The organism is Fontibacillus panacisegetis, from assembly GCF_900102215.1.
Classification (GTDB): Bacteria; Bacillota; Bacilli; order Paenibacillales; family Paenibacillaceae; genus Fontibacillus; species Fontibacillus panacisegetis.
The window spans coordinates 26416-38152 of record NZ_FNBG01000039.1; the positions used below are offsets into that span (position 1 = coordinate 26416).

General features: G+C 42.0%; 9 protein-coding genes and 1 rRNA gene. 2 read left to right on the plus strand and 8 right to left on the minus strand.

Annotation, left to right across the window (positions count from 1 at the left end; genetic code table 11):
- Positions 1 to 10: 10 nt before the first annotated feature.
- Positions 11 to 274, plus strand: a complete 264-nt coding sequence (locus tag BLS49_RS21925; protein WP_091235787.1) for a GlsB/YeaQ/YmgE family stress response membrane protein — start codon at positions 11 to 13, stop codon at positions 272 to 274.
- A 425-nt stretch (positions 275 to 699) separates the two neighbouring features.
- On the opposite strand, the gene BLS49_RS21930 is transcribed toward BLS49_RS21925, so the two are convergent.
- From BLS49_RS21930 to fabV, 7 genes are all read right to left on the minus strand, one after another.
- Positions 700 to 2292 (minus strand): response regulator, encoded by a 1593-nt coding sequence (locus BLS49_RS21930; protein ID WP_091235790.1) that lies wholly within the window; start codon positions 2290 to 2292, stop codon positions 700 to 702.
- Between the two features lie 17 nt (positions 2293 to 2309).
- The gene (locus BLS49_RS21935; protein WP_091235792.1) at positions 2310 to 3653 is read right to left on the minus strand and encodes an ABC transporter substrate-binding protein; all 1344 of its coding nucleotides are present in this window, start codon (positions 3651 to 3653) and stop codon (positions 2310 to 2312) included.
- A 13-nt stretch (positions 3654 to 3666) separates the two neighbouring features.
- Positions 3667 to 5391 carry a sensor histidine kinase gene (locus BLS49_RS21940; protein WP_091235794.1) on the minus strand — a complete coding sequence of 575 codons (1725 nt, stop codon included), beginning with the start codon at positions 5389 to 5391 and terminating at the stop codon, positions 3667 to 3669.
- Between the two features lie 79 nt (positions 5392 to 5470).
- Positions 5471 to 6334: a carbohydrate ABC transporter permease gene (locus BLS49_RS21945; protein ID WP_091235796.1), complete on the minus strand. Its 864-nt coding sequence runs from the start codon at positions 6332 to 6334 to the stop codon at positions 5471 to 5473.
- Positions 6331 to 7287, minus strand: coding sequence for a carbohydrate ABC transporter permease (locus BLS49_RS21950; RefSeq protein WP_091235799.1), 957 nt, complete (start codon positions 7285 to 7287; stop codon positions 6331 to 6333). The genes BLS49_RS21945 and BLS49_RS21950 overlap by 4 nt, the downstream gene beginning before the upstream one ends.
- An 89-nt stretch (positions 7288 to 7376) precedes the next feature.
- Positions 7377 to 8726, minus strand: a complete 1350-nt coding sequence (locus BLS49_RS21955; RefSeq protein ID WP_091235800.1) for an extracellular solute-binding protein — start codon at positions 8724 to 8726, stop codon at positions 7377 to 7379.
- 230 nt (positions 8727 to 8956) lie between these two features.
- Positions 8957 to 10147, minus strand: coding sequence for an enoyl-ACP reductase FabV (gene fabV, locus BLS49_RS21960; RefSeq protein ID WP_091235802.1), 1191 nt, complete (start codon positions 10145 to 10147; stop codon positions 8957 to 8959).
- A gap of 348 nt (positions 10148 to 10495) precedes the next feature.
- On the opposite strand from fabV, the gene udk reads away from it, so the two are divergent.
- Positions 10496 to 11122: a uridine kinase gene (udk, locus tag BLS49_RS21965; protein WP_091235807.1), complete on the plus strand. Its 627-nt coding sequence runs from the start codon at positions 10496 to 10498 to the stop codon at positions 11120 to 11122.
- A gap of 350 nt (positions 11123 to 11472) precedes the next feature.
- Here udk and rrf read toward each other — a convergent pair.
- A 5S ribosomal RNA gene (rrf, locus tag BLS49_RS21970) occupies positions 11473 to 11589 on the minus strand.
- Positions 11590 to 11737 lie beyond the last annotated feature (148 nt).

Below are 11737 nucleotides of genomic sequence, written 5' to 3' on the forward strand. Positions count from 1 at the left end.
GGTGAGTTCAATGGGTTTTTTATGGTCTTTAATTATTGGCGGTGTAATTGGATGGCTTGCAGGAATGGTTATGGGTAAGGATGTACCTGGCGGCATTATCGGGAACATCATAGCAGGTTTTATCGGGGCTTGGCTTGGTAGTCTCATTCTTGGCAATTGGGGACCAGTCATAGGTAATTTTTACTTTATCCCTGCTCTGATTGGTGCTGTTGTTCTCGTCTTTATTGTAAGTCTGATTATGGGGTCGATGCGACGCAATCGCAATCGTTCTTAAGAATTAAGGAGCTGTCCCAAAAGTTATCTAAGATAACTTTGAGGGACGCTTCTTGTTTAGCAGTGTAAAGGCAAGATATCAGGAAAAGGATGCAAAAATACAGTTTTTTATAAGTAGTCTTGAAAGGATGAACAAATGCCTGCAAAAATGCAGGAATATGGTTCAGAATAGACTAGTTTGAAGAGAATCCTTAGAGAAAACCTGTACATTTGCAGCAATTCAGGTCATTTAGAGGCTTTACATGACCAAAACCTGCACATTTGCAGGAATTTCAGGAATTCCGCAGCATGACACTATTACACTTGAGATACGGTCATAGAATGTGTGGGAGGATCAAGCGGTGCAGGGATCATCTTCCTTGCACCGCTATTTCTAGTTTTAACAGTAACCCTACTTTTGGGACAGCCCCTTGTATATGACAAACACTATACTCCTTCTTCACGATATTCAGACGGGGTCATGCCAGTTAACTTCTTAAATACCTGAGTGAAATATCTGGGGTCTTGATAGCCTACAAGCGGAGCTATTTGATATACTTTGACCGGGCTATTCTTGAGAATATATTTTGCCTTATCGATTCGACATTGTGTTAGGTATTCAAGAAAAGTGTATCCTGACACCTGCTTGAATAAAGTACAAAAATGGCTAATACTTAAATCGGCAATTTCCGCAACTTCTTCAATGCTGAGGTCTTTATGGTAATTTCCTGCGATGTACTCTTTGCTTTTGGCTATTACACTCTGTATATTCTCTTTGGATTGATTAGAACTAGACTCTTTGATCCACTTATCAAAATTAACCTTCAAAACGCTGATCATCTCATTAAGCGACCCCAAGGAATGCAGCTCCTGTAACAATCCCTCTAACGACCATTCCGGCAACAGGTTCATAATCTCAAATTGTCGATAAAGCACCACCGTTAGTTCTACAATCACACGCTCAGCGACTTCCTTTGTCATAGCTTGATTTTCAATGTGGACTTTAGTCTCATCAAGTAATGACATTAATCGACTGTTATTTAACGTGCGAATACTTTCAAGCATTAAATATTCCAGCTGCTTCGGATACTTGACTTCCCGATCTGGGACGTTCTGGGGTTTTTCATCCAAGAAAACACCTTCTTGATCAGTGTAAAATCTCTGATACAGCGCTTTTGCAGCACTTTGATAAGCTCCTCGGAGTTGTTCTATTCCTGCAACAGTCTGACTAAATCCTATGGAACAAGTTAACTTCGTATTATGCTTGATTAGACTAATAATATCTTTTCCAATATCCTCTTTATGGCCACTACGCGCACTAGGGAACAGCAAAACCCACTCACCGTTGTGGAATGGAAACACAGTAAGCGCGCCATGGCTAATGGACCACTCGCTAAGGATATTACGTATGGCGAATAACCACAGCTTCTTATCCTCTGAACTCCACTTTTCATTTAATTTCATATAGCGATCTAGCTGAAGGACAGCCATGAAATAATCCTCCTGAAGCTCACTATTCTCCAGCCAGCGCATATGCTGCATAGGACTTTGGCTCTGGTTGCCCTCAATGATTTCTGCAAACATTCTTTCTCTGGCCAGGACAGAGAGCAGCTGTACGGAATGAAGTAATTTATCATTCTCCATCTGTTTCTCCAGATTTTTCTTGGCGCGCCGCAGCATCTCAACTAATTCATCATGGTCGATTGGCTTCAGTAAATAATCAAATGCTCCTTCTCTAAGAGCTTCTCTCGCATATTCAAACTCACCATAGCCACTAATAATAATAAATAATCTTTTTGTGTTTTCGGCCATTACTTCCTTCATAAGTGTAATTCCGTCAATACCAGGCATACGAATATCACTTATGATCATATGCGGTGAGAGCTCTCGAACGAGTTTAAGCGCTTCCTCGCCGTTTTTGGCTTCACCAACAATTTCCAGGTTCAGCTCATCCCAGGGAATTGCGACCTTTAAGCTGCGCAGAATGAGCGGCTCATCATCAGCCAGAATCACTCTGTACTTTTCCTCCTTAACCTCCATACAGACACCTCCAAAAATTAATTTGGCAAGGAGCTATTTCTTTGCTTCCAATATTGCTGTGATGTATCCTGAATCTGATTAAGCGCTGCATCAGGTGCTATGGTACCGCTTAACATTTCTTCAATCACTTTCAAGAATGTCTTCGTAACCTCTGGAGACAATACATTGTCATACGCTACAAAGCTATCATCACTCTGCTCCATCAATTTGACTACTTGCGCAAAAACTGGTCCCGTCTTCTCATAATCGAAGGATATCTTCATCGAAGGGATTCGAAGTCCCTCATATACAATCCTACTCTGAACCTCCTCGGTATAAAACGCTTGCATTAATTCTAGAGCTGCCTCACGTTTGGTCTCATCCAAATTGGATGACAGCCCGATCCCGATCGTGTAACCTCCAGCAATAGAATCTTGTCCCCCAGGCACTAAGGCGGGAAATGGAATTACACCTACTTCATTCTGAAAATCGGTCGAACCACCATGATGGAACAGATTAATGTCCCAGTTTCCGTTAAGATACATCCCGGCTTTCCCTTGTGTAAACAGTCGGATCGCCTCTTCTGTGGACAAATCATTTGCCGGAGAGCTGAATGCATTTTCGTCGGACCAGCTTTTAAACTTAATCATCGCTTCTAAATAAGGGGAGTTATTAAAATTTCCCGCTCCTTCACCCTGTGTCAGCTCCTTAATAAGCTCAGGCCCTGCATAACGATCCATTAAATAATGAGCATAAATCGCTGCTGGCCAACGCTCCTCATTACCTAGAGCAAAAGGAATATATCCATTTTTCTGTAGAGTCTTGATTACCCAATCCAGTTCAGCAATTGACTTAGGTGGCTCAATGCCAAGGTTATTAAATATTGTTTTGTTATAATATAAAGGCTCTGCGTGCCCTTCAATCGGCAACCCATAAATATGCTGATCGAATGTCCATAGCTGAAGATCCTGAAACTGATCTTCAAGTTCATTAGCTTGCACAAATTCTGTTAAATCCATCAAACGATTGGATCTGACATAAGGCTCTATTTCCGCTCCACCAAACAAAACGAACATATCCGGAGATGTTCCTGTCACCATTTCGCTCTTGAGCTTCCGTTCCCTATGATCGGTCTGATCCATACCTTCAAAGTTAACCTTGACGTTAGGATGAGATTTCTGAAATGACTCTACCACATCCTCAAAAATGTTCAGCATTTGCCTGTCATGCTCCTTGATCCAGAAATGCCGAAAGGTAAGTGTAATTTTCTCCGATTGCTTCTCCTCAATCGGTTCACTCCCGCTGATGCCGATGACCAAAACCGAAATAGCAAGAACAAAGGCATACAGGACGATCCAACCCCAATTCATTAACCACTTCACGGCTCTCTTCCCCCTAAGGTGTTATTTTTGGTATTCGGATACGAATAATTGATCCAAATCCGGGAGAAGAACAAATCATTATGCCGTAATATCCGCCGAATCGGATGTTTAGCCGCTCATGGACATTTTTTAATCCCACACCGTTTTCACGATATTTTTTCATGTTGCTTCTATCTTTACTCCACAGCTCTAATAGCGTATTTCCGTCAAATCCTGGTCCATTATCACTCACATCAATTATGATATCTCGATGATCATCATGAACTGTAATAGAAATAACTCCACTCTCTTCCATCGGTTCAATGGCATGATACAGAGCATTTTCTACGATAGGCTGAACGATTAGCTTTTGCGTCATGTAGTATCTCAAGGATTCCGGAATATCAATCTCATAGGAAAACTTATCTTCAAATCTGTATTTTTGAATATCCATATAATGGCGTACATGCTCCAGCTCCATTGTAAGCGGAATCAACTCCTGATTTTCGCTAATGCTGATTCGAAGCAGCTTACCTAAGGACACTACCATCTTACTGATGTCCTTGTTGCCCTGCAAAACAGCCATAGAATTAATGGATTCCAATGAATTATATATAAAATGAGGATTAATCTGTGCAACTAATGCTTGCAGCTCTACTTCTTTCTTCCGTGCTTGTTCTGTCTGCACCTGTTGGATCAATTCCGTGATTTGAGTACTCATTCGGTTAAAACCATCAATCAGCAGATCCGTCTCATCCTCGCTTTTTACCGACGAAGTTATAGGAACAAAAATCCCCTGCTGTACCCGCTTCATGCCGTTAACTGCGCTGATAATACTTAGCACCAATCTACGTACAAAATAACGGTCAAAAAGAAATGCTGATATCAGAGACATCAATACGAGAACGACCGCGATATTTCGGATGGATATGGATTCAGATGCAATCATCTTGCTTGGCGTAATCGCAACCAGATACCAATCCTTATTGTGTGAAGGCAAATAGGTAATTAACGATTTCTCACCCAGATATTTATCCGTATAATAACCCTTCCCGTTGTTCGTGTCCTCATCACTCAGAAAAGGAAAATCTGTTCTTTCTCCGATATGTATCCCGGATTTATCAAATACGATGTTTCCTTGCTTATTCACTAATAAGATATCACCTTGCTTTAAGGTAACAGCATCCCAAAAAACCTGATCGAGAATATCCGGCTTCACATAAATGACTAATGCTCCTATATCCTCAAGTGAATAATAGTCCTTAATAATGCGTGCTTGAATAAGTACAGGCTTCTCGGAATCAGATGATCCGTTCTCCCCGGGACCGCTCCAAATCGGACGTCCATCCGCTGCCTTCATCGCTTCAAACCAGCTTTGCCGACTCAGTTCCTCAGAAGACATAGAATCATTGTATTCATATAACAACTGGTCCTTGGAATAAATGCCGAAGGATGTAATCATCGGGTGATTAATTAAATTGTTGATAACTTGTCTTTGTTCGTAGGTCACAACAAAATCTGGCTGCTTCAATATCTTCTGAATAACTGGCTGTGTTATCGCCGAATTTGAAGTCGTTGTCACTTCGCTAAGAGCAAATTTCAGCTTACGGTCCGTCTCCAACAGGGAGACCCAATAGAAATTGCTCGACTTTTTCTCCATTGTATTTGAGAAACTATAGTACGAAATGGAACCCATCAAAATTACGGGGATAAACACAAGAAGAATAATAGCCAGCAAGATTTTTCGACGGAGTTTCATGCCCTTTCCTCCCCCTTATCTCCTACTTCTATTATTCTTCACTATGACTCCATATCCTTGCTACATAAACCTTCAAATATTAACTTTTTATCGCTCCGGATGTCAGACCAGCAATAATCCAGCGACTAAAGAAAATAAATACAATCAATAGTGGCAGTGTTGCTGTAAAGGTAGCTGACATAATCATTCCGAAATCGATACCATCTTTGTTGGTGAACAACTGCTGCAATGCAATTTGAATCGTATAGTTTTCTCTATTCTTTAGAACAACAAGTGGCCAGAAGAAATCATTCCATACGTTCATAAAATTTAAAATAGCTAGTGTACCCATTGCCGGAGTTACGACTGGAATCGCAATGTTCCAGAAAATACGGAAATGTCCGCCGCCATCAATCCGTCCAGCTTCGAGTAGCTCAGAGTGAACGGCCGAAGAAATATACTGTCTCATCCAGAATATTCCGAACGCATTAACCATCGCCGGTACGATTAACGCCTTATAGCTATCAATCCAGTGCAGCTTAGCCATAATAACATACAACGGAAGTACGCCTAGCTGTGCTGGTACAAGCATTGTTCCGATAACGAAAACAAACAACACTTTTTTGAACGGAAATTCATATTTTGCAAAAGCGTAACCCGCCAATGTACACAAGAACACGACAGACACAGTAACCGCTGAAGAAACTACAACGGAATTTAACAGTGCTCTGAAAAAGTCAGTCCGTTCCAACACTCTGGAAAAGTTATCGAAGAAATTGGTTCCAGGTGTTAATAACGGTGGGATATGAAAAGCAGCATCCTTATCATTGGTAGCAACCACGAACATCCAATAAAACGGGAAGATGGATATCAAGGCGCCGATAATCATTACTAAATAAAATAATGTTTTAGCTATAACTCCCGGCTCATCCGGTCTTTTTCTTTTAAGTACAAAAGTACTCATGCTTTTCCTCCTCCTTCTCCACCCATTCGACTTGATAACAGCATATTAAGCAAGGAGAAGAAAATCGTTGCAAGTAACAATAGTACTGCTGATGCTGCCGCCGTACCGAAGAAGCCATTCATAAATGCTTCGCTATACAAATAGTTAACCATCGTAACCCCTTCTTGCCGTGTAGCACCTGAACCAGATTGTCCAAGGAACACATATGGCTCTGTAAAGAGCTGTAGTGCCCCGATCGTAGATATCAATGTAACGAACAGGATAAACGGGCGGAGCATTGGAAGCGTAATATAAATCATTTGCTGTCCGCGATTCGCACCATCAATTTTAGCCGCTTCGTAAATATCCGTTGGAATACTTTGAAGCCCCGACAGGAAAATAATCGCGTTATACCCCATCCAACGCCACATTACCATAGTTGAGATAGCGATTTTTACTCCCCACCAGCCTGAGTTGAAAGGAACGCTATCTAATCCAAAGTTGCCCAATAACCAGTTAACCATACCGTTGTTACCAAACATAGTACTGAACACTAACGTTACAGCAACAATTGAAGTGATATTCGGCATAAAGTATAAAATCCGGAAAGTATTTTTGAATTTATTCAAAGCCGAGTTGAGCATGACCGCTACGAATAATGCCACTATAAGCTGAGGTACAGTACCCATCAAAGCCATAATTATCGTGTTACTGAAGGAAACCCAAAACGTTGGATCACTAGTAACCAAGTGATAATTTTTGAACCCTACAAACTTCATAGGTCCAAGTGCATCCCATTTAAAGAAAGACAAATATATAGTAAAGAGAATCGGATACAAACCGAATATGGCAAAAAGAATAAAAAATGGTGAGATAAAAGTATATGCCGTAAGACGGCTTCGTCTAGTCTCCGTCCAAAAACGCCGTTTTGGCGGTGCCGGCTGGGCCGGCCTAGCTGTAGCAGTGTCAGCCATAAGCGCACCTCCATGAAGTAATTGATAAATCCGAATCCGCAGGAGGATTGTAACCTCCCACGAATTCGGATAATGAATTAGCTATAAACCTAGCTGCGGTCTACCAAAGTCTTGATTTGCTTGATTGCGCTATCCCATTCTTTTTGTGGATCCGCTTTTTTCTCCAGAACGTTTTTAAGAGCATCTTTGATAAGCTTATCTGCTTGGTCATGCAATGGTCCGTAGTATACTGGTTTTACACGTTCAGCAGATTTAGCGTAAGCTTCAGAGATAACTTGACCGCTAAAAAATTCATCTTTCTCTTCAGTAAATGCTGGCTCGGTGTACACTGCTGGAACAGAAGGGAACAAGCCGCTAGTTTTGAACGATTTCAATTGGTTTTCTTTGTTTACTAACCAGGAAATAAATTCATAAGCTTCTTTCGAATGTTTGCCTTCTTTAGGCAGTGTTAAGAAGGAACCACCCCAGTTACCCGCACCTTCAGGAAGCTGTGCAATTGCCCATTTACCTGATGATTCTGGAGCATTTCTAATTGTTCCGGCCATCCAAGCTGGGCCGAGCATTACGCCAAACTCGCCATCATTAACCGCTTTTTGCCATTCAGGGGACCATAGCTGCCAGTTGCCGATCCATCCCTCTTGGATACCTTTTACAGTAAAGTCATAAGCTTTTTTAACTTGTGGATTTGTATCACCAATAAAAGAGCCATCTTCTTTGTTGAAGTAAATTTGGTCAGGGGATTGGTCGCGAACACCGTTGTACACGAGGTCCGTCAAATCGGAAAATGGTTTGCCCGTTTTTGCTTTGAAATCCTTACCAACAGCTGCGAACTTATCCCAAGTATCGATCGCTGCACTGAATCCATCCGGATCAGTAGGCAAGCCGGCTTTTTCAGCCAGATCTGTGCGGAAGTAAGCTACAGTAGGACCTATGTCCGTTGGAAGACCCAATTGAAAAGATCCATCTTTCGAAGTTGCTTGTTTCCATTTCCAGTCCAGATAGTTGCCTGCGATATCTTTTGCACCAAGGTCATTCAGGTTGTAGAATTTATCCTGAGCACCAATGAAACGTTCCATGAAAGCGATCTCAAGCATAAAAATGTCAGGAGCACCTGAGCCTGCGGACAATGCTGTCGTCAAGTTGTTGTGATGCGCTGTTTGGTCAGATGTATTTTGGAACTTAAACGTAACGTTCGGATGCTCTTTAGTATATTCTTTAGCGAGATCCTCATAGTTTGTTGTTCCGAGAGACCAGAATGTAAGTTCAACTGGTTCTGCCGATTCTTTCGTATCGTTAGTACCTTGACTATCAGTGGTTGTTGCTGGAGGAGTAGTAGAATTATTACCACTAGAAGAATTTTTGTTGCCTCCACAAGCTGCCAGTGAAGCTACCATCAAAACAGCTACCAGCAATAAAGCCCATGATTTTGCTCTTTTCATTTCTTTACCCCTTTCGATATCTTATTTACAATCTAAGTCTACTGAAAATATCCGAACATTTTGAGGAGGTAATATTTCGATTTATGGTTTGAATTTTTACGGTTCGAAAGATTTCACACCTGTTTTTTGAGGTATACCGTTTAAGTAAACTTAAAATAAAAAAAGAGCCATCTCGGAAGATGACCCTTATCCTTATCGCTATTTTGTTACATTAATTGATGAAAAAGCCTTTATTTTACATTCGCTACCTCGACAACAGTATCTACTTCAGCTTCATAATCTATGCCTTCTGTTTCAAAACCAAACAGCTGGAAAAACTCACGGCGAAAGCCTTCCAGATCAGTCAACTCGTAAACACTGTCTGTAGTTAATGCATCCCACAATTTTGCAACCTCAGTCTGAACATCCTCACGCATTTCCCAATCGTCAATCCGAATCCGTCCTTTATGATCAACAGGTACATCACCACCGCTATATAATCGATCAGCAAACAGACGATGCATCTGCTCAATCGTTCCTTCATGGATGCCTTTTTCTTTCATAACCTTGTACAATGCCGACATATATAATGGTACGATCGGAATTGCAGAGCTGGATTGTGTTACTAACGCTTTACTTACTACTACATATGCATGACCACCTTGTGCCTCTAGCTGCTTGTCCAATTGTTTGGCTGTTGCTTCAAGATGATCTTTTGCTTGACCGATCGTTCCTTCACGATATATACGCTCGGTCAATTCGGGACCAATATAGGAGTATGCAATAGTAATAGCATTTTGCGCCAACACACCAGCCTCACAAAGCGTATCGATCCATTCCTGCCAATCGTCACCGCCCATGACAGCAACCGTCTCCGATATCTCCTGTTCAGTTGCCGGCTCCAGAGTAACCATACTAATTTCTCCGGTATGAAAATTCACCGTTTTATTACTGTAGGACTCCCCAATCGGCTTCAACACCGAATTATAATATTGCCCAGTGTTAGCATCTGTTTTACGAGCGGTTGCCACACTGTAAACGACAAGATCGACTTGTCCCAGCTCTTTGGAGATCAACTCAGCTGTTCTGACCTTTGTCTCTTTAGAAAAAGCATCTCCCGTTACACTAAACGATTGAAGGCCCGCTTCTTGGGCTGCTTTCTCAAAAGCCGCCGAATTGTACCATCCTGCTGAAGCTGTTCTCGCGCCAGCAGCTTGACTCGGACGATAAACTCCAACTGTATTAGCTCCCGCTCCAAAAGCAGCCGTAATTCGTGCAGCCAGCCCGTATCCAGTAGAAGCTCCGATCACAAGCACGTTTTTCGGCCCCTTGCCAAGTGGACGAGTCTTAACATAATCAATCTGCTGCTGTACCTGCTTTGCACATCCTTCTGGATGAGAGGTCGTGCAAATAAATCCACGTGTTCTTGGCTTAATAATCATTGTAAATAAATCTATCCTTCCCTGAACAATTGCACTTAATAAATGCGATATAACTTCACATAACTAGATGCAATTCTTTTTCTTTTATTTTAACTAAAATTTTCATAATAACAAACTACCCTACTATATTATCAGCTTAGTCATCACGAGTCACGTAAGAGAATGAAAGATCACTTAGAATTACATGTAGGAGCGTGAAATACAACATCATAATTAACGCTGCCAAACCAACAAAAAAATAAGACCTTCTCCCTTTCCTAGTAGTCGATGCAGGTGAAAAAAAGCGGGACCTATGCTACAATACTGAGAATGTTACGGGAATTCGTTTAGGAGGGTATTTGAAGCATCATGTTAATCATAGGCATCGCTGGAGGAACCGGTTCCGGTAAAACAACGGTCGCTCGCTCCGTTATTGACCAGCTAGCAACCGATAAAGTTACGTTCATTTCGCAAGATAATTACTATAAAGATCAAGCGCACCTCAGTATGACCGAACGCGAAAAAATCAACTACGACCATCCCTTCGCCTTCGACAACGAACTGCTTGTGGAACATCTTAAGCAGCTTAAAGCTGGACAAGCTGCTTACGCGCCGGTCTATGATTTCACAATCAATACCCGTTCCGTCGACAAGACGATCAAAATGCTGCCGAATCAGATCATTATCGTCGAGGGTTTATTTGTCCTGTATGATGAAAAGCTGCGGGAGCTTCTTGATATCAAGGTGTTTGTAGACACCGATTCCGACGTCCGCATCCTCCGGCGTGTCCTGCGGGATATGGAAGAACGCGGCCGTTCGATCCAGTCCATTCACCAGCAGTATCTCGCCACCGTCAAGCCGATGCATGAGTCGTTCATTGAGCCATCCAAAAAATACGCCGACCTCATTATACCCGAAGGCGGGCACAACGAAATCGGCATTCAAATGCTGGCGGTTCTTACCGAAAAACACTTAACCAACAATTATAAAGCCTGAGAAAATTTATTGTGTCGGCATAGCCTATAAGTGAAGGTATCGCTCCTCGCGCCTGATGTTAAGTGGATAGATGATTAGAACAACGCGGGAAAATTGCAAAAGTGCATCTTTTTTTACTTGAAATCTCGTTCACGTCAAAAGCCTGCAAAAATGCAGGCTTTTTGTTCATTCTTCTTCATTTATCTTATTTTGTGAGAAAATTGATGCAGATTTGCAGGCTTTTTCTCCAAAACAGTAGTTTGGCCAGAAAATAACTGCACTTTCGCAGGTTTTTTAATTGGACAGAGGCCAATCAACTTCACAAATAACAAAAGAAGCACCGCCTGATATCAGCAGTGCTTCTTCATTGTGCTTGGCGGCGTCCTACTCTCCCAGAACCCTTCGGTTCAAGTACCATCGGCGCTGGAGGGCTTAACGGTCGTGTTCGGGATGGGTACGTGTGGAACCCCTCCGCCATCGCCACCAAACGAATGACTTTTTCAGATGCTTAATCACCTGAAAACTGGATACGAAACTAGATTTGCAAGTTAGACCTGAATATTCAGGAATTTGGATAAGCCCTCGACCGATTAGTACCTGTCAGCTCCATACATTGCTGCACTTCCACCTCAGGCC

Excerpts from the sequence above, each read along its gene's own strand:
- BLS49_RS21925 (WP_091235787.1), top strand. The coding sequence starts at position 11 with ATGGGTTTTTTATGGTCTTTAATTATTGGCGGTGTAATTGGATGGCTT.
- BLS49_RS21930 (WP_091235790.1), bottom strand. The coding sequence starts at position 2,292 with ATGGAGGTTAAGGAGGAAAAGTACAGAGTGATTCTGGCTGATGATGAG.
- BLS49_RS21940 (WP_091235794.1), bottom strand. The coding sequence starts at position 5,391 with ATGAAACTCCGTCGAAAAATCTTGCTGGCTATTATTCTTCTTGTGTTT.
- BLS49_RS21945 (WP_091235796.1), bottom strand. The coding sequence starts at position 6,334 with ATGAGTACTTTTGTACTTAAAAGAAAAAGACCGGATGAGCCGGGAGTT.
- BLS49_RS21950 (WP_091235799.1), bottom strand. The coding sequence starts at position 7,287 with ATGGCTGACACTGCTACAGCTAGGCCGGCCCAGCCGGCACCGCCAAAA.
- BLS49_RS21955 (WP_091235800.1), bottom strand. The coding sequence starts at position 8,726 with ATGAAAAGAGCAAAATCATGGGCTTTATTGCTGGTAGCTGTTTTGATG.
- fabV (WP_091235802.1), bottom strand. The coding sequence starts at position 10,147 with ATGATTATTAAGCCAAGAACACGTGGATTTATTTGCACGACCTCTCAT.
- udk (WP_091235807.1), top strand. The coding sequence starts at position 10,496 with ATGTTAATCATAGGCATCGCTGGAGGAACCGGTTCCGGTAAAACAACG.